The organism is Bacillus cereus group sp. TH152-1LC, from assembly GCF_027710505.1.
Lineage (GTDB): Bacteria > Bacillota > Bacilli > Bacillales > Bacillaceae_G > Bacillus_A > Bacillus_A mobilis.
In genome coordinates this window covers 428771-451136 of record NZ_JAQFNK010000001.1, presented here as the reverse complement: position 1 = coordinate 451136, position 22366 = coordinate 428771, and the positions used below count along the sequence as shown (strand labels likewise).

The window sequence follows — 22366 nt, the reverse complement described above, 5'->3', positions numbered from 1 at the left end:
AATATATTCATTCAAAAAAGAACCGACTGTACATCGGTTCTTTTAATTTATTGCATAAAAGAACTTAATCGTTAATGTATTCTGTATTTATAACCTTTTTATTCAAGTCTAATTTAAGATTGGCATTGTAATAAGACCCGTTTGGATAACGAAGACCATCAATTCTTCCAGATTCTCCATCTTTAATTAATTTATCAACAACATTTACAGTAATTTTATCTTCATTTTTCCAAACAGTGAATTTACAACCTTCCTTCCAATTGTTACATCCAAACCTTTTTTCATTTTCTTTAATTTCACCTTTTTGACAGAATGGACATTTTAAATTAGTTGCTTTATTTTCTGACTTCGTTTTCACATCAAATGCGAAACTTACTTTTTTATCTTCAAGTTTTAATTTAGCATCAAATTTACCTTTACTTCCTGTAAAACCTTTAATTTCATTTGTTAAACCTTTTTCTGCTAACTGTTTCACAGCAGATATTGGAATTTGTTTTTTGGCTATTTCCTTAAATACAACAAAACAAGGATTTTCAATAGAATTAGTGTTACAAGAATACACTTTCCCTTTATCCGTAACAGAAGTTTGACAATAAGGACAAACAGCAATTTCATCTTTATCAAAATTAAAAGATAATTTCTTTCCATCTAATTTTAATTTTGCATCGAATTTTTTACCTTTATTAGAAGTAAAACCCTTAATGAGCTTTGTCTCACCATTCTCAGCTAATTCCTTAATTGAGCTAGGCGCAATCTTTTTCTTCCCTATTTCTGTAGCAACAATAAAACAAGTTTCTTCTGGTGTACTTGTTCCGCATACATACACTTTTCCGATATTTTTAATGCCAGTACCACAATGCGGACATGTGGCAACCTCTTCTCCTCCATTTTTTCTCGGAAACGCAACTGACCATTGAGTAACACGTAATTCATCTAAAATGCTTTCGATATAACTATGCAACTCATCCATAAATACATCAAACTCATACTCATTTAATTCCATTTTTCTCAATTTGCCTTCCCACTCAGCCGTAATCTCTGGAGACTTTAATTTTTCCGGGCATACTTCAATCATTAACATCCCAAAATCACTAATATCTAAACTTTTACCTTTTTTGATTATGTATTCTCTATTCAATAATTCTTTAATTATTTCCCCACGGGTAGCTACTGTCCCTAAACCAGCTGGAGCTTCTGCTGAATCCAACGCTTCTTTCAGTTCATCCGTCGCCAACAATCTTTTCGGATTTACCATTATAGCTAGCAAAGAATCGTAATCATATAATTTTGGCGGCGAAGTTTTCTTAGAAATTTCTTTTGTTGTGGAAACGACCCTAGATTCCCCTTGTTCAATAGGAGGGATATTTGCATCTTCTGAATCATCATCCCCGTCTTCTACATCCGAACCGTAAACTACCTTCCACCCTTTATCTACTTCAATTCTTCCTGACGTTTTAAAAGTTTCTCCTTCAACTTCAGTAATTACTTCTGTTTTTTCATACATAGCAGCAGGATAGAACGCAGATAAAAATCTCTTTACTACCAAATCATAAACTTTTCTTTCATCACCATTTAAGGCAGATATCTTAGGTGCTATATTTGTAGGAATTATAGCGTGGTGGTCTGATAACTTTTTATCATTAACCATACGTTTATTAGTTGGTATTCCATTACTTAAAATATATTGTACATGACTTGAATACGTATCTACATTAATTGCATTTAAAATTGCAGGCAAATCTTTTACATGACCTGTCCCGATAACCTCTGACTCTGTTCTTGGATAACTTAGCATTTTATGCGTGTCATACAAAGATTGAGCAATTTCTAGTGTTCGGTCTGGGTCAAATCCAAACTTTTTACTAGCTTCTCGTTGAAGAGTAGTTAAACTATAAAGAAGTTTAGGATTTTCTGGTACTTTTTTAACTTCCTTTTTTACTATTATTCCATCTTTCCCTGAAATTTTTGCTATCATTGCTTTTATTTCTTCAAGTTTCCCAAATTTTGTATTACTTAGTTGTTCTTTAAACCAAAGCCCTTTATAAACTCCTCCAAATTCAGCTTCTAATTCAAAATAGGTTTCTTCTTTAAAGTTCATAATTTCTTTTTTTCTTTGCGCTAATATTGCCATTACTGGTGTTTTCACGCGCCCCATACTCAATGTAGCCCCTGCTTTTGCAGAAAATCCTATTGAAAAATTCATACCTAGCAATAAATCTGCAAACGACCTTGCATATGCAGCTTTAACCCTCGGCACGATAAAATCCTGACCTTTTAAATCATTTTCAATGATGCGCTGAATATTTTCAGGTGATAATACTGCCGATTCATAAAAACGTTTAACAGGACCTTTAAACTCAAAATGGTCAATTAATTCTTGTGCAATTAATGTCCCTTCGCGTCCAGCATCCGTAGAAACGATGATTTCCGTAATATCGCTGCGCTGAAATATAGCTTTCAATTGATTATATATTCTTTCATTCGTAACTTTATATTCAAATTTATTATTTGGTGGATACCAAGGAAGCGCTTCTAACTCCCATTTTCTGTCTCCCCAATTTTCACTGTCCCTAGGTTCTTTTAATCCTAAAATATGCCCTTGAGCCCATGTAATTATGTATTTATTACTTTCGAAATAACGACCAGGTTTATTTAACCTAAAAGAACCGTATTTCTCCAAACCTTTACTCAAGTCTAAAGCTTGAGACTCTTTTTCTGCAATAACTAAAGTTTTCAAATCTCATCACCTCTCCCGCGTAAGTATACCATGTGATTTTCTGAATTAGTTTTAATTTATAATTTTATTATCTTGAAAAACATCCACAACAAAAACCCTCTTACTATAACAGGGTTTCGGCTTTTTCTTTATAAACATGCACTTATATTTTAAAATTCAATTAGAAATACTGATTGCTCCATATCTTGTTTTATTCGTACTTTTATATATTCCTTCATTTGCTAATCTACCTATTCTTTTTAATTTAGGCACAGCCAAATATATTCTTTATTTTAATTTCCAATTTTTGAGCATTTTATTTTCCAAGATTCTTTTTGCTTTAATCCAAACGGGCTGATAGTTTCCAATTGGCATTACTAATATTGTTCGTACAAATAATCGTTTACCAAACCATATATCTGTAAATACTTGGTCTCCTATTAACACAATATTTTCTTTTTTTATTCCCTTTTGTTCAATAAATTGTTCCACTTTTTTTGTTTTTGGTTTTTTACATTTTCCTAATGCAGCTAAATTATGATGCTCACCAAAATCTCTAGCTCGTTTTTCCGTGTTGTTAGAAACACAGACAACTTCTATGTTCTCCTTTTTTAGTTCATCTAGCCATTTATTTAAATGTTCATCTCCCATTTCATTATGTGGAGCGAGCGTGCTATCTATATCCGATAAAATTAGCTTTATATTATTTTTCTTTAACCAATCAACGCTAATATTTGAAAAATGTTCAAAATAAAAATCCGGTTTAAAGTAATTCAAAATTAATCCCTCCCCCTAATAAAAAAGAAGCAGCTTTTTTAAGCGCTTCTTATACACCGATAATCCTTTTAATTCTATACTTATTACTTGATGATAAATCTACCATTTTTAATACTTCACCTGTTTCCTCATCAATCAGTTCCACAACAGGAAGAGTTTTGCTGAAAAATGTATTTTTCACTTTGGCTATTGTATTATCATTTAAAACAACTAGCATTCCCTTTTTGTAGGGTTCAAAGTTCTCTTTAAATATTTCAACGACTTCTTTACCAAAAGCATGCCCTTTTTCTTCTTCAATCATTTGTGAAACAATATGAGGCAAATAAGAGTCCCTATAAGGTCTAAAACTAGAAAGAGCATTATAAACATCCGCAATTAATATCAATTGTCCTAATTCCGAAATTTCAGGTCCTTTTAGATTATATGGATAACCAGTACCGTTATATTTTTCATGAGTTTCTATTACAAAAGATACTTCTGCATCTATGAAACCCGCTTTTTTCAGCATGTTATATGATTCTTCTGGATGTTTTCTTAAAACCTCGTATTCCTTACTAGTTAACTTCCCCTCTTTATTAAAAAGATTTATCATCTTTAATCTTCCAATGTCATGAATTAATGATATATATGCAATTTTACCTAAAGTTTCGTAATCCTTAACCTTTTTCATAAGTATACTCGAAACTACCAAACTAATATTGATACTATGTGCAAATGAATAGGAATCCGCTATTCTTAATTCGTTTAGCATTTTTGCAACTTTTTTATTGTTAATAACCTCATTATGTATATATTCATACAAAATTTCTCCAGTTTTTTCTTCCCATAAAGTCGTCTTTAAAAAAGCAGATTCTATTACGTTCAGAGTAAAACTTGTATCTTCGTAACTTCCCATTGAAATAGTTTTATCATAAACAATAGTAAAATCTATTCCATAGTGTTCTATTTCTTTCAATTCTTTTTCTCTTAAGACGATTCCCCTAGGCAAAGCCAATAAACCATCATGTCGATAGATATTTTGTCCTAATCGTGAAAAATAAGGTATTTCTTTAATGGGCATGATTTTCATGTTAACTCACCCCTATTTTTTCTCTTTTTTAAACCACTTACCCAATTGTGTATACCATTCTTCAAGATAAATTCCAGCTTTATCTTTAGAGTCTAAGATGTGGTTTTCTTCTGTAGTTTTTTCACTTTTAACAACGTTAACTTGAACAGGCACTTCGTTACTTCTAACCATCCCTAGCTTTTCGCGAGCTATTTCTTCAACATATTTTTCTGTAGAAGTTTTCTCTAGTTTTTCCACTAACAGCTTATTTTCATTATCCGATTCCATAATGCTTTCTTCTAACCCATTGATGTGATACCTCATTTGGATAATAGATAAACTTTGAGAAACAATCACAAAAAATAAAATAGAAACTGTTCCTACGAAAATAATGGATTGCCACGATGTATTCAATCCTCTAAAATAAGTATAGACTTTCGTTAACAATTCTGTATCTCCCTTCTACTCCGTTTTCTACTTTTACATTTTTATTTAAAATTAAAAAACCTTTAAATCCTTATTCATATATTAAAAAACTACCTATAATAGGTAGTTTTAAATGAACCATTCGTTGTCCTTATTTTCATTCACTTTTTTGTTCTTTCTTAATAACGTATAAACTAAAGAACTCATTGAAAGCAAAAAGACAAAAACCATAATAATTCGTTTCATCATAAGCCCTCCTCATAATCAAACCCAGCACAATATATTATTTTTTTCAAAAAAAGTCCAATAAAAATAAAAAAAAGAACCGACTTTAAAAGTCGATTCTATAATTTTATTGTCGAAATTTTTTCAATGACTCCTTTTTTCCCATTGCTAATCTCAGCTAAAACAACGGAGCCACATTTTATATCATTTTTCACATCTTTCCATAGTTTAGAGAAAATAACCGGACTATAATAATCTCCATCTAGAGAAATCATTTCTATCCTAGCCATCTCTCTTTTGTATTTATCTATCTTATTTTCTACTTTCTCAACTATCCCCGCAACATAATTTTCTTTTTGAGAAATAGCATTTTTTAGTTTCTCCCGAATTTCTTCAGGAATAGAAAACTCAACATGACAACCTTCTAACTCTAAAGCAACTTTCTCTCCTAGTGTTAACGGCGTCACATTTTCTTTGTTCGATAAATGCGCTAATACCGCATGTCTCTCTCCAACGGAATCAAATGCTCCGATACGCGCAAATGCTTCAAGATTTCCATTATCTACACTCGGCGTCGTTTTAATTCGCTTAACTACATCGTAAATGTGCTTGAATGGAACATTATTTCGCGCCTCTACAATTCCTTTAGATGTTTTTACCCCAACACCGTTCACCATTTGGAATGCACAACGAATAGCATTTTCCTCAACCTGGAATTCATCTGTAGATAAGTTAATATCTGGCGGCAATATTTTGATTCCCATTTGTCGAGCCTCTGAGATATATTCAGCAACCTGTTTAGTGCTATTTCCAACAGATGTCAATAACGCTGACCAAAATTCCAACGGATGATTCGCTTTTAGATAAGCAAGTTCATAAGTAATCATAGAATAAACTACTGCGTGACTCTTATTAAAACCATATTTAGCAAATCTTAAAATGATTTTAAATAATTCAATAGTAGTTTGTTCATCACGTCCAAATTCAACAGACTTCTTAATGAACTTTTCTCCTTCTTTCTTTAACGCCTCTTCATCTTTTTTAGAAATTGCTCTTCTAAATACATCAGCATCTGCCAAGTTATATCCAGCCCACACACAAACAAGTTCATTAATTTGTTCTTGGAATATAATGATACCCCTTGTTTCCTGAAGAGTTGGATACAGTTTATCTACATTACGAAGTTCATTTCCTTTTTCATCAAACATCTTAATAGGTTCCCCTGCTCTTTGTGCATATACAGGAACGAAATCCAATGGACCCGGTCTATTAAAGGCATTTACCATTACGATGTCATCAAAACTTTTAACTCCTATTTGTTTAATAACATTTTTAGCACTAATAGATTCAAGTTGGAAAATTCCTGCTAAAAATTTTGCCGTTTCTAACAATTCTAGAGTTTTTGAATCATCCAGAGGGATTTCTCCAAATTGTTTTCCAGTTTTCTTTTCCACTAACTGTTTTGCCATTTGAATTACATCCAAGTTTCTCAAACCTAAAATGTCAAACTTCAAATAACCCATCTTTTCCAATGAATTTTTATCTGTATCATTTTGAATTTGAGTAACCAAATTCCCTTCCTCATCATACATCATTGGTAAACCACCTTCTTCTAGTGGTTCACCTGAAATAATAATTCCAGCTGCATGAATTGAAGTTGTGTTTGGCATATTTTTAAGTGCATATCCTTGTTCAAGCAACACACGAACATCTTTTGATTTCCCCATAAGTTCTTTTGCTTCCGGTTTTTTTTCAATTAGTTCGCTAACACTGTTATAAGACTCTGGTGAAAATTTCATCATATCTGTAACAAGGTTTTCTGGAACTCTCATTTGTTTTAACATATTATTATTTATGTTTTTAAATCCATAATTGGCTCTTGTAATAATATGAGAAACAAAACCTTTACCATATTTGCGTCGAAGATATGCTATCAACTTACCGCGAGTTTTCTGACTAACATCTACATCGATATCCGGCATACCCTTACGATATTTGCTTAAGAATCTTTCGAATTGCAACTTATATTTTATAGGACATACTTTTGTAATATTTAAGCAAAACGATACAATGCTCCCCGCTACTGAACCACGACCCGGACCAATAATAATACCATTCTTCCCTGCGTAATCAATGAAGTCCCAAACAATTAAAAAGTAATCAGAGAAATTCATTTTCACGATAACTTCCATTTCTTTAATTGCTCTATTAATAGCAACTTCATCAACACCATATCTTTCTACTAATCCTTTAAATACCAAGTGCCATAAATAACCTGCGCTTCTGATTTGTTTTTCAGAAGCCACTTTAATATATTCCTGGAATCGTTTTTTGAACTTTTCACTTGGATTAAAATCCAATGGAACTGGGTAAGAAGGTATTTTTATAGCCTCTTGGTCAATAATATAATCCGCTTTAATTTGCGATACAATATCAGTTGTGCCATCTTCTATATCTTCCATGTAATCAAACATTTGTTCAACATCTTCCACTGTAGGTAATACATTTTCAATATCTTCGACAGTATCAAGACCTTTCATTTTTGAAAAGTAATTGAAACTATCCATTTGTTCCTCTTTCAAAAACTTAATTTCATTAAAAGGAATAAATTTAATGTTCTCATCAACAAGAACTTTCTTAATTTCTAAGTTCTTTTCTTTGTTATCCTGTTCAAATGTTTCCTGTAAACCAACAAACAAAGTATTTTTTTCAAGAAATGTAGTTAGAGTTTTTATAACTTCTTTGGTTGCTTTAGAATCAGCATTTCCTGCATCAACGACTATTGCCATATCATGCAAAATGTTCTTCATTCCTTCTAAACCAAAGTTTCTTCTTTGGTTTTTGTGGAATCTAGTGCTTAGAGCATTTAGCTTCTTTTTACCTCTATTATTTCGAGGATAAAGTGCTAAATCAATTACATTAGAACCAATTCTAAACGGAAATTTGCTACCAACAATTGGTTTTAAACCTGTTTGTTTTGCAGCTTCTGAGATTTCAAATAAGTCATGCAGTGTTCCATCATTAGTAATTGCAGCATAACTTAATCCGTTTGATTTCACAGCATGAAAGTAATCCTCGATTTCTATTATACTGTTTTGATTCATTGTACTTTTTGCATTCAAAATTGCCATAAAGCATTCTCCTTTTTTGTTTTTTTATCTTATTTTATCATGTATTTTTATTTTTTCTGAATTTTATTTTCCTTATGTCTGGAATATAACATCTTTTCATATTTTAGCAATGAAATTCAGAAAAATACACCCCTGTTTCTATATAGATTTCTGAATTATATTTATTCATATAATAAAAAAGGCTCCATTAAAAAATGGAACCTTTTTATGCGTTTATTCGCATTATGTATTATTCTTGAGTTTCTGCACCATTTACAACTTCTGTTTCTTCTGTTTGAGGAACTAGTTCAAGAGCAACAACAACTGCCTCATACACTGTTTGTGTATTACCAAAACCGTCATCATAAGAACGAGAACGAACATAACCAGAACCTTTTACTTCAGAACCAAGTGGGAAATCTTCCGCTACACGTTTAGCAAGACCGAAATAAGATACACTTGGAATATAGAATGAACGGTTATTCGTATTAATTGCAATCGTATAATCATTTACGACTTTCTTTTCACGATTTAAACGAACTGTCCATTGTTTATTGCCTTCTTCATCTAATAAAGGAACAAACTTTTTAGTTTCTGGGTCACGCAATGGTTTTCCTGTTTCTTCATCACGAACCGGAATATATAATTTATCTACTAAATAACCTTGGAAATCAAAGCGATTTAAATATTTACCTTCTTTTAATTCAGAATGAACAATATGATTTACAAACCCTACTTGTTCTACTTTACGGCTATTTTCTTCATTAATAGTATATGCTCTCCAAGAACCACGGATAAACACTACATCTCCAACTTCTAATTCTTTTTCTAAACCATTCAGATGTTTTTCACTAACTATAATTGGTAAAATAGAATCATCTAATTCTTTGCCTTTATTAGTAATTACTTTAGTTTTAAGTGAAAAGCGATAGAACTTTTCAACCACTTCATTAGTGTCTTTCTTAGTAATTTCGTGGCTAAATGCTAATGGTTCTACTACTTCACCACACCATACCGTACTGTTTATTCCGTTATTTTTTTCGTTCATTTCAAATTAACCTCCTAAAATTTTGGGTATTTTATTAATGCTCGCTAAGCATTCTCATTTCTTCTACAATGATTCCTTTATATGCCCTTACTGTAATCCACATATTATTGTAGAAATCCTTTTTTATTGCTAGAAGGTCTAACTCGAATTGATAATCGCTTATTCTTTTTTCGAGTTCATCGATATCTTCTTGCAAGTGTTTAGTTTTGATATTAGCTATATCATCCAAATCAGCTCTTGTAGGTCTTTCCGGTTTGATTGCACGAGCAACTTCTTGTAAATACGCTTTTTTCAAAGAAGCATTTTGTTCATCAGAATTCATAATTTCTCTCATTAATTCTTGAGTTCTACTCATATACAATTCATGTTCTTTTGAAAACTTCTCAATCTCTATTTTTCGAATCTCACTTTTTTCAATTTCAAGAAGATTTTTTTTAGCTTTCGCTGCTGTTTTAGCATCTTTAATTTCTTTCTTGAATTCAACCGCTTGATTATCTAAAAAAGTAATTTGTTGAGGAAGTTCTAAAAGAAGCCTTTTGACCATCTCTTTATCTGGAGTTTTGGGAAGATTAGTCATAAACAATTTAACATCTTCTGCCTTGATTAGGTCATATTGTGGATTGAATTCTTGTGACATGAGTTCTAAGTTCTTATCCTTTTCCATCAATAATCACTCCTTGGAAATTATTTTTTCTTTTTTTCTTATAAAACCTTTTTTAAAACAGAAAATTTATTTTTATGTTGAATATCTTATATAACTAGTTCATTAATGAGCTAATTATATCAATTCGAATTCTAAAAAAATTAAATTTTGAATTTTAATTTCAGAAAGGCAGAGATGTTTTTAATGGAATCAACAAAAAATCTTACTCTCAATAAACAAGAATACGTAGTTTTTGAACTAAGTGACGAGTATTATTGTGTAAAAATAGATACTTTAGACAAAATTATACCAACACCTTTAATTAGAAAAGTTCCTAATTTACCAAAATATATTAGTGGCATTATAGACTTTGAAGAACAAATTGTTCCTATCATAGATTTAAAAGAAAGAATGAAATTACCTAAAACATCAGGAACTGAAGATTTCGTTCTTTTATTTGAACACAATGATAAATTAATTGGTATTCTTGCCGATTCTATTTTCGAACTTAAAGAAACAGATGTACCTCCAAAGAAAGAATTCACCTATGTTTCAGAACATGTCCGTATTTTTTCTGATGGAACAATTCGAATGGATGATAAACATTTTAATAAAGACAGAGATTCCTCCGAAGAACTAGTTATTTTACTTAGCATAAAAAAAATATATGACATTTTTAAAAGGGAGTTGATAAATAATGGAACTGAATGAATTAATTAATTTATTTTTATATGAATTAGAAGAAGAATTAGAAGAATATTCAACAACTTTTTTTGAAATTGAAAAAGAAGCCAATATTTCGTTGCTTGATGATTTGTATATTAACGTACACACTATTAAAGGTAGTTCAAAATCGTTGCTCAATAATTTAAATAAAGAAGATAACCACGTATGCAAAAATCATGTAGAAAAGATTGCTTTAATCACCCATACATTTGAAGATTATTTAGAAATCTTAAAACAAAAAGAGGAACTATTCGAAGCAGATGTTTCTATACTATTAGAATTCGATACTTTAATTAGAGAATTAAAAGATTATATTGAAAATGAAAGCACTGAAACTATGGAAGAAGAAAAAATTGATATATTTTTTAGTAATCTAAAATCTCATAATGAAGAAGACGAGGCTAATTTAAAAAATTTAAGTAAAAGACACTTTTTTAACATTACGCTAATTTCTGATGAAGATTACAAACATGGCTATTTAACTATAGTGTATAGAGAAATAGAACAAACTTATCCTGATTCATTTTTCATTCCTAGCAAAGATGATTTATTAAAAAATAAAGATTTTGATTTAATTACAATTCAAATAAATTCTGAACACGAACAAGATAAAATACGAGACTTTATTTTGAATTTGGATAATGTAGGTGAAGTAACGAACATTCCTTATAATAACAGAGTAGTTTCTTCAGCTCCAAAAGATTACCAGACAAAATCTATTAAAGAATTTATTGATTCTAACAAAAATGAACCTAATAAAAGTTCCCGAAAAAGGACTAAATCCCAGCCTTTAAGAATATCTACCAGGAGAATCGACAATGTGTTAAAACACACATCAAAATTAGTTATATTAAAGAATAAATTGGACCAATTTCTTATCCAAAATGATTTTCTTACTGGAACTAAGAAAAGAAAAGAATTAGAAGAACTTTTTAATGAAATAAATTCTCATGTTGATTATTTACAAGAAAGCGTATTAGAGATTCGTATGACATCTTTTGAACAATTATTTAATCGATTCCCAAAAGACATACGAGAACTTTCAAAAGAGTACAATAAACCTATTAAACTTAATACAATTGGCGGTAACACCGAAATCGACAAAAGCATACTGGATGAATTATTTGACCCCTTTATGCATATCATTCGAAATTCTGTTATTCATGGTATTGAATCCCCTGAGCATCGAATTCAAAAAGGGAAAAATCCTGAAGGAACAATAACAGTTCAAGCTAAACACGATAAAAACAGGGTCATCATAACTATTTCTGATGATGGAAAAGGCATAAATCTTGAAACTTTAAAACAAGTTGCCATTAATAAAAATATTGTTTCCCCTTCGCTTGCAAACAATATGAATAAACAAGATTTACTGGAATTGATTTTTAAATCTGGTGTTTCAACTTCTGAAAAAGTGACGGAATATTCGGGTCGAGGAATAGGGATGGATGCAGTTCGAAAAAAAATAGATGCAATTAACGGTTCAATTTCCGTATCTTCTATTGATGATGTCGGGACTAATATAACTCTTTTTCTTCCTTTAACTACAGCTATTATAGAAGGTATGATAACTAAAGTTAATAACGAATACTTTACTTTCCCTATTTCACAGGTAGAAGAAGTTATTAATATTAAAAAAACAGAGGTCCGTACTTCTTCTGACAAAAAATATTTCTTTTTAAAAGATAAGGAAATACCTATTATTTATGCGGAAGAATTTTTCGGTATGCAACTAAGAGAAAAAGATGACAATCCATTTTTTAAAATTATGATTTTACGCTCTCATAATTACATAGTTGGATTAACAATTGATGAATTTTTAGGTCAACAAAGTATAGTAGTAAAATCTATGCATCCATTTGTACAAGGAGCAAAAGGAATTAGTTCATGTAATATACTTGGGGACGGCTCTATCTCATTAATAGTTGATTCAAACGACTTGTTATATCATTTAAATCATAATTAATACATAAAAAAATCCATTGGTATATTAATACCAATGGATTTTTTTAAAATCTACCTTTTTTTAATACAAGTTTAATTCCACCGATGATAAATAAATATCTTAAATCAATAACTTTTTTTAATGATGTAGCTACAAAACCATACACTTTTCGTTTCCCAACTATACCAATAGCATCTTTACGACCCAGAGAAGCAACAGTCCCTTTAATTTGCGGCTTAAATGAAATTAAACCCTGTTTCTTGCCTTTTATAATAGAGGTTAAATTTTGACCCAAATTTGCACCCATTTGCATAGCTATTTGAGCTGTTGGAGGATATGGTCTTCCGGTTTCTTCATTCATAATGTAAGAACTATCTCCGATTATAAATATATTTTCAAATCCAGGCGCTTGTAAAAATTCATTTACACCGACTCTACCTCTTACATTTTCAAAACCTGATTTTTCGATAATCGAACTACCTCTTACTCCAGCAGCCCATACTACTGTACCAGCTTTTATTTCCTCTCCATTTGCCAAAATAACGCCTTCTTCATTGCACTCTTTAATTGGCGTACCGATAAAAAATTCAATTCCTTTTCTTTTCAATCTTTCTGTTGCGTATTTTACTAAATCTTCATCAAACCCTGGTAATACTGTTGGCGCTGCTTCTACGCATGAAATTCTCACCTTTTCTCTTGGAATATTATATTTTTTACAAAGGTTGGGCACATTTTCAGCAATTTCACTTACAAATTCAATACCTGTGAATCCTGCGCCTCCTACAACAATTGATAAACTATCTTTATTATCAGATTGGCTATTATAATTAGCAAATTGATTTTCAATATGATTGTTCAACTGAGTAGCGCCATCGAATGTCCATTTTCCAAATGCATATTCTTTCAGACCAGGAATACCGAATGTTTCTGATTCTCCTCCTAATCCTACTACTAGATAATCATATTCCAATGTAGAATTACCTAAAACAACCTTTTTTTCTTCCGTCTTAATTTCTATAGCTTCATCTTTTATAAAATTTATTTTATTTGTATTAATTAATTCTCTAATTAATACTCTTGTCTTTTCTGCCGGAAACGTACCTGCTGCTGGTTGATGTAACTCAGTAGTAAAATAATGATAGTCATTTTTATTAACTAAAGTAATTTCCACTTCATTCTTGCTCATCTTTTTTTGTAATGTAAGAGCAGTTAACATTCCACCATAACCTGCTCCTAAAATCACTACTTTTGATTTACTCATAATTTCATTCCCCTTCTCTATATTTAAATGTATTCAACATTAATTTATTTTTTTAAAAAAGCTCGTCTAAATTACGAGCTTTTTATCTAATTAATTGATTTGCTTCCTTGTCCAACACTTTATCATAACTTAAAAAGGCTCTTTGATTTGCTTGAAAACTTTTCTGTGAATTCAATAAATCCACCATTTCTTTAGACATATCTACATTAGATAGTTCTAGCATATTAGATTGAACTTCAGATTGGGATATTGGCAATTGATTAATTCCCCCCATATAACTAAACATCGTACCTTCTTCTTTGTTTAGATTTGGTCTATTATTTTGAGAAATTGCCCTCATTTGAATTTTCCCTAACAAATCTCCCGTTTCATTATTTCTAACATTACCTTCCTTATCTATCATAGGATTTACACCTTTAGGAACTGTTATTTTTTTATTATTTGAATCTAAAATGTACGCACCTGACATTGTACGTAATTTTCTTTCATCATCTAACTCAAATTCCCCATTCCTAGTTAGGTATTGTTTGTTATCCTTTGATACAACAAAGAATGAAACATTTCCATTTGGTTTATCATTAACAGTAACATCTAAAGGGCTATTCGTAATTTTAGTTTGTCCAGGTCTTAAATTTGTTATAATCCCTTCATCGACAACCTTATTAGAATAATCCCCGATAAATGTTCTTGCTCCACCCTCATTCCTATATGCACTTTTTTCTTCAAATACTTTTGACATCATTGTATCAAACTTAAAACCATTTGAATTAGCATTCGCTATGTTGTTTGCATGCGTATCTATATGATTCTGACTAGAAAGCATACCCATAGCTCCTATATAAATACCTTCCATTCATTTCACCCCTTACCCACGCGCTCTTATTTTGCCATCTATAGTTTCATCAAATAGATATTTCAATCTATGAATTGCTTTTTTATGTATTTGACTGATTCTAGATTCAGTTAAAGATAATTCTTCTCCAATTTCTTTGAAATTTCTTTCTTCGTAATAATATAACTGCAATACTTTCTTTTGAACATCATTCAACTTTTTAATTTTTTCTTGAAGTAAATTTTTTTCTTCCTTCATCAAATAATTTTCTTCCGGTGTTTCAATCCCTCTATCTTCTTCCGCTTCGAAACCTATATTTTTTCTATCCAAATAATCTTCTTCATAAAACACCTTAACTTCTTTTTCCTGAAGGATTTTTTCATAATCTTCAACATTCATATTCAAAGCATCTGCTATTTCTTGTTTAGAAGGAGTTCTGTTCAACATCTGTTCTAATTCATTTTTCTTTTCAATAATTTCTCGAATACGTGTTGATTTAATACGAGAAATACCTAAGTTGCTTTTCTTATAATATCTAATAAAGTCAAAAATAGAACCGGTAATTCTAATTTTTGCATAAGTCTCAAACTTATTTCCGTTTATCGGATTAAAACGTTCTACAGCTTCAATTAATCCTTTATTTCCTTCTTGAATTAAATCTTCTTTAGATAACCCTTCTGGAACAGAGTGATAAATTTTATTAACTAAATAACGTACATAATAGCGATAGCCTTCAACAATTTTATTTCTGTTTTCAATCGTTCGATTATTAAAGTATTGATTCCAAAGTTTATCGGATACCATTTAATTCACCTCTAAAAAAACAAAACCTATCTTTCCATAGATTCCACATTACATGGGAATTCCTTTAAAAATCATGTAAATAAATAAAAAAAAATGCTCCTATAGGAGCATTTTAAGCAATTATTTTTCCTTCTAAAGCCGTATCTTTATTTAAGATTTTTTCTGACAACATTCTTTTAGTTGGGGCATAAATGTTTTTCGTAATATCTTGACCATCAGTAACATATAACAAAGGTAAATCTGTAAAATTAAATACATTCAATACACTGCCAATATTATAAGTTTCATCCAGTTTAGTAAAAATCATAGAGTCTATTTTCACCTGTTCAAATCGACTTAGTGTTTCTTTTAAATCACGAACTTTACTAGTAGAAGAAAGCACTAAACACGTTAACATTTCTTCTTCATTTTGTGGTTTTGCAATCTCAAGATACTCTTTTACAGATTCAATTGATTCCTCTACAAGAGGATTTCGTCCCACTGTATCTATTAAGATATGGTCTACCTTATTAACATTTTGGAAATATTGAATTGCCTCTTTTAATTCTTTTGCGCTTTTTGCAACAATTGTTTCTGCGTCCATTTTCTGTGCGTATTGTTCCAATTGTTCTTTAGCTCCAGAACGGAAAGTATCGGTAGTAATAAACCCTACTGTTCGATTTTGACTAATAATTTCCCAACCAATTTTTGCAAGGGTTGTAGTTTTACCAACTCCTGTAGGACCAACTACACAGATAATTTTTTTCTCTTCACTCTTCATTGGACCCATTACATTGATTTGATTTTCAATTAGCGAACGAATACTTTCATTAACTTCATTATCTTCAATATTAGGAACACCTTTGAATTCTTCTTCAACTTTTTCCACATAAATTCGTGCTGTTCTATCATCGACTTCTTGCTCTTTTAAGTACGATTCCATTTTTTCTAAAGGCAATGGAAGACTTTTTTTCTTTTCTTCTGTATTTAATTTTTTAATCAACATATCAACTGTATTCATTAACTCTTCAATTTTTTGGTCACTAACACTTGTTGTCCCATTTGGTGCAACTTCTGAATTAGCTAACATTTTTAAAAGAGTAGCTTTTCTTTCATCTGTATTTAAAGCTTCCTGTTGATTATTATTTTTTTTATTTTTTGTTTTTTCTTCTGTTTTGGATTTTTTTCCTTCTGCTTTTACTTTTGGTTCTTCTGCTTTTACTTTTGGTTGTTTTGGCTCTTCATATAAAACAGCTTTCAACTCCCACTTTTTCGACCAAAATTTCCAACCATTACGGAATGTTCTATCATAAAAAATTTCAGAACTTGGATATTTAGTCTTCAGTTTTGATGCAGCTTCTTCTCTAGTTCTTCCGTACTCAGTTACCACTTTACTAGTCATTTTTTAACGGAGAGGAGACCTCTCCATTCACCCCCTTATTTCATTTTTATTTGATGATTGCGGAATACTCTACTAAAACTTCTGGTTCCATCTCATCTACACACAATATTTGAATATCGGTATTATACCTTCTCAACGTTTTCAAAATTCCAAAACGAAAATCTTTTCTTCTAACAACAAGTATAGGCTCTCTGTCCTTTAATCTAACTTTTCGAATTGCATGGGCTAGTTGTTCAACTATATATGTTTCAAGTTCTATATCCCAATTCAAAAAGTAACCTTTATGTCCATCTAGAACAATTTCAGTTTTTAATTCTACTTCTTCGTCAAACAGTATCGCATGTATTTTACCATCTCGACTTGTTGCCTTTTCAGAAAGTTGTTTTGAGATTTTTTCACGGACAATAGCCATAATATCGTCTACGTTATTATAAATTCTTTTGCCGTCTAAAATTCCCTCTATTATAGTAGGCAAATCTTGAATGGATATTCCTTCTCTTAACAAATTCTGTAATACCGTTTGCACTGTAGATAAATTCAACTTTTCTTCGTTAATTTCTTCCAGTAACACTGGGTAATCATCTTCTAAGGTAGATAATAATTCTTTTACTTGCTGCCTATTCAAAATTTCATGTAGATTTTTTCTTATAGACATATCTAAATGGGTAACCATAATACCTAACGGTTCAAGCACTTGATAATTTTCAATTCTAGCCTCACTAACCGCATCCTCTTCAATCCAATAACCATCTTCATTAAATATAGGGTCCTTAACAGGTTCAGCATTAAGTTCTGAAAGCGTGTGAGGAGTTTTAAGTGCTAGTAAATGTCCACTTTTCAAGACACCCTCTGCAACTTTTGCACCTTTTATTTTTATTACATATCTACCTTTTGGTTTTAATCCAGTATTATCTTTAATACTTATAGCCGGCACCCTTATACCAAGCTGCGTAGCAATCATTTTTCTCATTAATTCAACCTTGTTTTTAGCTTTTTCATTTCGCAAAACTAATGGGATTAAATCTACACCCAACTCTACTAAAATTAAATCATTCTTTCTAGCCAACGCTACATTGTCGGATATTTGTGCTTTTTCTTGTTCTTCCTCTTTATCTTTAATTTCTGCTAATTCTTTTAGCATTTTTTCTTCAGTTGCTCTTGTAAGTTTTCTTTGGTGTTGGAATCCTAAATACATAATTCCTCCCCCAATGCCAACGAAAGGCACCGCTGGTAATTGAGTAAATACGCCCATAAGGATAAATAATGCTCCTAATGCATAGACGACCACACCATTTTTCATTAGTTCATCATAAATACTTCCTGGTAAGGTTTTTCCACTATTATCAAATACCCTTGTTACTACTAATCCTGAAGCAATCGCTAGTAACAATGAACCAATTTGATTTACAATTCCCTCTCCAACAGTAAGTTTAGTATAAACATTTAAAGCCTCTGCAAAAGGCATTCCTTTTTGAGCTATACCTACAATTAAACCAAAAATGATATTTATAAATAAGATGGCGATTCCAAATACGACATCGCCTTTAATAAACTTACTTGCACCATCCATAGCCCCATAAAAATCAGATTCCATTAATATTAATTTACGTTTTTCCTCAGCTTCTTCTCTGGTTATTTCTTTTGCTTGTGCCGACGCATCAACTGCCATCTGCTTTCCGGGCATAGCATCTAACGTAAAACGTGCAGCTACTTCTGATGTACGACTCGCACCATTTGCTACGATAAATTGGAAAATAATAAGGATAATAAACATTACAGCTCCAACCATTAAATTGCCATCAATAACAAAATTTCCGAATTGCTCAATTACATGACCTGGCTGTCCATCAGTTAAAATCTTTCTCGTTGTAGATACGTTTACAGAAACCCTAAATATACCCACTAATAATAAAATAGAAGGGAATGTTTTCATTTCATTCCATTCATTAATTCTTGTTGCGTTCATATAAACCCAGGCTGAAATACCCAGAATAAATACAATTACTAAATCCAAAATCCATCCCGGCAAAGGAATCAATAATGCAACAATAAAAGAGATTGCTAACATTATTGGAAAGTAGTTTCTAACCTGATTAATCATTTCTTCCTCCTAATATCAGAGTTCTATTTGATTCTTTTCTATTAATTGGCGCAGAATCATCGCCACAGCTTCAAACATTTCCTCTTGTATTGGCTGATTAACATCCACATTAAAATATAAAGTACGGGCTAATGGTTTATTTTCAATCATCGGAACTTTATGTTCTTTAGCTAAAGTACGCATATATAACGCTAATTGTTCTTCGCCTTTCGCAATGACAACTGGCAAATCATCTTCACCTTTTTTGTATCTTAATGCTACTGAAATATGAGTCGGGTTATTAATAATAACTGTTGCTTGAGGCACTTTTTCAGTAACATCTTTTTGAAGCAATGCAAACATAAGTTCTTTTCTTCTTCTTTTAACTTCTGGACTTCCTTCGTTATTCTTAGATTCATCTTTAACTTCTTCTTTTTTCATTTTAATTTTCTGTTCATGTTCCCATTTTTGATATAGCATATCTATGAGAGCTATAAAAAATAACAAACTTAATAACGATAAAAAAGCAACCTTATATACTCCAATAATATTTTCAAATGCCTTTTGCCAAGGAACCCATATTGAACCCGCTAATATACTAACTTTTCCTTTTAAAACATAGTAAGCTATAACTACGAACAGTATAAGCATCGCAAAATTTCGAAGTACCTCTATGACCTTCTTCCTTGAAAATAATTCCCCAAAGTAACCTTTAAAATTAACTAGTTTCTTAAAATTAGGCTTAATAATTTTAAAAGAAAAAAGAAATTTTACTTGCAAAACATAATTGATAATATAAAATAATGTACCCAATACAAAAACAGGAATCAATGTGAAAAATACTTGCTTAAACCCACCAATAATCAAATCTGGCGCTTTAGCGCCAGTCATTATCATATTGTATAGAGAGGAAACTAAATCTAGCATGTCTTTGGCTAATTTACTACCAAATACAAACAACAGTATTGCAAAGGATAGTAACGTTAAAAACGTTCCCATTTCTTTACTTCGAGCCAAGTTACCTTGTTCTCTCTCTAACCGCCTTTTCCTAGGGGTGGCTTTCTCGGTTTTTGCATCCTTAGCCAACTATTATCCCCCCTTATAAATTTACTTTTTAAACATATAATTGAAAGAATGAATAAACTCTTCAATTACTTTTTCTGAAAGATGTTGAAAAACATCTCCCATTATTGGTATTGTTATTGCTAAAAAGAGAATACCTGCACCTATTTTAATAGGAAACATATTTGTTAATATTTGTGTCTGTGGAGCTGTTTTACCGATAATTAACATTACAAAATTCACAACAAACATGGCACCCATAATTGGTAAAGCAATTTGCACCGCAGATGATAGCATATAACCGAAAATTGAAGTAACAAGTTCTAAAAATTCTTTTTTTCCCAAGAACATTAATGTTTCTGTTAATTCAAATGAGCGCACAATAGTCATTATTAAACTTTGTATTCCACCTAATGAAATAAAACTAACAACAAACATGATATTTAACATAACACCTAAAATAGTATTGTTTTGCTTTGTTGTAGGGTCATATAAGCTTACTGATGAAAATCCCATTTCCATATCCATTATTGAACCTGCTATTGTTGGTATCACCATAAGCATTTCTACGATTTTAGCCAATGTAACACCAATAATGACCTGCATTATAATGTATCCTATTAATTCAAATTCACTTTGAAACGTACTGACTTCCACCCTTCCAACAACAGCTAGAGACAAACCAACGGACAGAACTATTTTTGCCATTCTAGGTATCATTTTTCCGGAAAGCAAAGGTATCATAAACAAAAATGCCGATATCCTCGCAAATGCGCAAATAATTACTGTTAGATTATCCCCTAGATTCATAATAGCGAAGGAATCCTATCCCAGGTATCTGCTATTAGTGTAACAAGGGAATCAAACATCCAAGGACCCATTACAGCTAAGACCAATACAAAACCAACTAATTTAGGTAAAAAAGTAAGTGTTTGTTCCTGAATACTCATAACAGTCATTAGAACCGCTACTACTAAAACAATAACCAAACTCGATATCAATGCTGGCGTCATAATTTCAAAAGCCTTGTAAAAATACTGTCTAAATAATTCTATAAACAGGGTTTCATCCATAAATCTCACCTCTTGTAACTGTTTTTTTCTTTTTTTCCTTTTTTCCTAATCATTTTATTTTTATAATTTTCTCTTTATAAAAAAAGAGCTCATAGACTTAGCTATGAGCTCACTTGAACAGTTTTGAAAATAATCTCTGTAATTTTTGAGTATCCACCTAGATAAATGAAAATCAATATTTTAATAGGTAAACTTATAATCATAGGAGGTAGCATCATCATACCCATGTACATTAACAATCCACCAATAATCATATCAATAAATATGAATGTCCAGTATATCATCATACCGGTAAATAAACCTTTTTGAATTTGAGTCAAACTAAAAGCTGGTACAGCTGCTAGTATAGAGACATCTTTATAACTGGTAGGTTTTTTATCCCCTCTTATTTTCATCATCATTGATAAATCTTTTTCATATGTATTGTCTAGCATATATTTTTTTAATGGTTTCTCAGCAATTTTTAACGCTTCTACTGTTTCAATTTTATTTTTTTCTAAGGGAACCCAGGCTTCTTTATAAACCTGATTTAAAACTGGGAACATTATATAAGCTGAGATAAAAATTGCCAAACCAATAAGAACTTGGTTAGGCGGTATGTTCATTGTTCCTAATGCTTGTCTAGTCATACTTAAAACAATAACTACATAGGTGAAATGTGTAAACATAATTACCAATGAAGGTCCTATTGACATAAGGAAAACCATTAGGAGCATTTTTACAACAGGGTCCCCACCTTTTTCCTCACTACCAATTTTAATATCTATAAATCCATCATTAAGTGAGTTAGAGGCAGAGTGCACACTTGGAACTGTTTCTGCATATGCTTCTTGTCCGAAAAGAAAGAGAGCAAATATAGCCACCAAAAGTGTGATTATTCTATATTTACTCATTTTCATTATCATACTCGTTTTCTTCCTTTTCCATAGTTTTTTCAAATCCAGAATTCATCAATTCTTCAAAACGTTTTTCTTTCAATGGAGTAGTATTTATTCCATTAGGTCCAATAACCACAAAAACAAGTTGTCCATCTACGTCCAATAAGTAAGAAGATGTTTGATAAGTTAAATTAATTCCATCAATAACTTTAATTTTCCCGCTATCTCCAATTTTGTTAAACTGATTTGTTTTCATTTTTTTTACAAAATAATAAATTCCAGCTCCCATTGCACCAAAAACTATTATCATTTGAAATAGAGACCAAAACAT

General features: G+C 31.1%; 19 protein-coding genes. 2 read left to right on the top strand and 17 right to left on the bottom strand.

The features are described 5' to 3' along the window. Positions 1–64 precede the first annotated feature (64 nt). The 7 genes from PDL00_RS02260 to PDL00_RS02230 form a co-directional block, all read right to left on the bottom strand. A complete protein-coding gene (locus PDL00_RS02260; protein WP_270725946.1) occupies positions 65–2737 on the bottom strand; it encodes a type IA DNA topoisomerase in 2673 nt (890 codons plus the stop codon). 267 nt (positions 2738–3004) lie between these two features. Beyond that, complete coding sequence (locus PDL00_RS02255; protein WP_270725943.1) at positions 3005–3493, bottom strand: YqeG family HAD IIIA-type phosphatase; 489 nt, start codon at positions 3491–3493, stop codon at positions 3005–3007. Between the two features lie 49 nt (positions 3494–3542). Next, the gene (locus PDL00_RS02250) at positions 3543–4562 is read right to left on the bottom strand and encodes an HD-GYP domain-containing protein (RefSeq protein ID WP_270725941.1); all 1020 of its coding nucleotides are present in this window, start codon (positions 4560–4562) and stop codon (positions 3543–3545) included. 12 nt (positions 4563–4574) lie between these two features. Continuing rightward, positions 4575–4988, bottom strand: coding sequence for an FtsB family cell division protein (locus PDL00_RS02245; RefSeq protein WP_270725938.1), 414 nt, complete (start codon positions 4986–4988; stop codon positions 4575–4577). 323 nt (positions 4989–5311) lie between these two features. Continuing rightward, positions 5312–8323 (bottom strand): DNA polymerase III subunit alpha, encoded by a 3012-nt coding sequence (gene dnaE / locus PDL00_RS02240; RefSeq protein ID WP_270725936.1) that lies wholly within the window; start codon positions 8321–8323, stop codon positions 5312–5314. Between the two features lie 229 nt (positions 8324–8552). Further along, positions 8553–9350, bottom strand: a complete 798-nt coding sequence (locus PDL00_RS02235) for a hypothetical protein (protein ID WP_098007100.1) — start codon at positions 9348–9350, stop codon at positions 8553–8555. A 34-nt stretch (positions 9351–9384) separates the two neighbouring features. Beyond that, positions 9385–10014 (bottom strand): hypothetical protein, encoded by a 630-nt coding sequence (locus tag PDL00_RS02230; protein ID WP_098517501.1) that lies wholly within the window; start codon positions 10012–10014, stop codon positions 9385–9387. Positions 10015–10197: 183 nt separating this feature from the next. On the opposite strand from PDL00_RS02230, the gene PDL00_RS02225 reads away from it, so the two are divergent. Together PDL00_RS02225 and PDL00_RS02220 are read left to right on the top strand one after the other, a co-directional pair. Continuing rightward, positions 10198–10704 (top strand): chemotaxis protein CheW, encoded by a 507-nt coding sequence (locus tag PDL00_RS02225; RefSeq protein WP_170953131.1) that lies wholly within the window; start codon positions 10198–10200, stop codon positions 10702–10704. Then, on the top strand, positions 10691–12685 hold the full coding sequence (locus tag PDL00_RS02220) for a chemotaxis protein CheA (protein WP_270725931.1): 1995 nt from the start codon (positions 10691–10693) through the stop codon (positions 12683–12685). Before PDL00_RS02225 ends, PDL00_RS02220 begins: the two co-directional genes overlap by 14 nt. Positions 12686–12728: 43 nt before the next feature. Here the strand turns inward: PDL00_RS02220 and PDL00_RS02215 are convergent, their stop codons facing one another. The 10 genes from PDL00_RS02215 to PDL00_RS02170 all read right to left on the bottom strand — a co-directional run bounded on the left by PDL00_RS02215 (position 12729) and on the right by PDL00_RS02170 (position 22366). Further along, positions 12729–13925, bottom strand: coding sequence for an NAD(P)/FAD-dependent oxidoreductase (locus tag PDL00_RS02215; protein WP_270725928.1), 1197 nt, complete (start codon positions 13923–13925; stop codon positions 12729–12731). Positions 13926–14007: 82 nt separating this feature from the next. Then, entirely contained in the window at positions 14008–14778 is a 771-nt protein-coding gene (locus tag PDL00_RS02210; protein ID WP_270725926.1) for a flagellar hook-basal body complex protein, read from the bottom strand. A 12-nt stretch (positions 14779–14790) separates the two neighbouring features. Then, positions 14791–15561 (bottom strand): sigma-70 family RNA polymerase sigma factor, encoded by a 771-nt coding sequence (locus tag PDL00_RS02205; RefSeq protein ID WP_098007114.1) that lies wholly within the window; start codon positions 15559–15561, stop codon positions 14791–14793. Between the two features lie 112 nt (positions 15562–15673). Further along, a complete protein-coding gene (locus tag PDL00_RS02200) occupies positions 15674–16942 on the bottom strand; it encodes an AAA family ATPase (RefSeq protein ID WP_270725920.1) in 1269 nt (422 codons plus the stop codon). 46 nt (positions 16943–16988) lie between these two features. Next, positions 16989–19043, bottom strand: coding sequence for an FHIPEP family type III secretion protein (locus tag PDL00_RS02195; RefSeq protein ID WP_270725917.1), 2055 nt, complete (start codon positions 19041–19043; stop codon positions 16989–16991). A gap of 15 nt (positions 19044–19058) precedes the next feature. Then, entirely contained in the window at positions 19059–20108 is a 1050-nt protein-coding gene (locus PDL00_RS02190) for an EscU/YscU/HrcU family type III secretion system export apparatus switch protein (RefSeq protein ID WP_098006981.1), read from the bottom strand. A 21-nt stretch (positions 20109–20129) separates the two neighbouring features. After that, positions 20130–20894 carry a flagellar biosynthetic protein FliR gene (locus tag PDL00_RS02185; RefSeq protein WP_270725913.1) on the bottom strand — a complete coding sequence of 255 codons (765 nt, stop codon included), beginning with the start codon at positions 20892–20894 and terminating at the stop codon, positions 20130–20132. Further along, positions 20891–21157 carry a flagellar biosynthetic protein FliQ gene (locus PDL00_RS02180; protein ID WP_098006983.1) on the bottom strand — a complete coding sequence of 89 codons (267 nt, stop codon included), beginning with the start codon at positions 21155–21157 and terminating at the stop codon, positions 20891–20893. The genes PDL00_RS02185 and PDL00_RS02180 overlap by 4 nt, the downstream gene beginning before the upstream one ends. Positions 21158–21258: 101 nt before the next feature. Continuing rightward, positions 21259–22056 carry a flagellar biosynthesis protein flip gene (locus PDL00_RS02175; RefSeq protein WP_420107061.1) on the bottom strand — a complete coding sequence of 266 codons (798 nt, stop codon included), beginning with the start codon at positions 22054–22056 and terminating at the stop codon, positions 21259–21261. Then, positions 22043–22366 (bottom strand): flagellar motor switch protein FliN, encoded by a 324-nt coding sequence (locus PDL00_RS02170; protein WP_270725908.1) that lies wholly within the window; start codon positions 22364–22366, stop codon positions 22043–22045. The genes PDL00_RS02175 and PDL00_RS02170 overlap by 14 nt, the downstream gene beginning before the upstream one ends.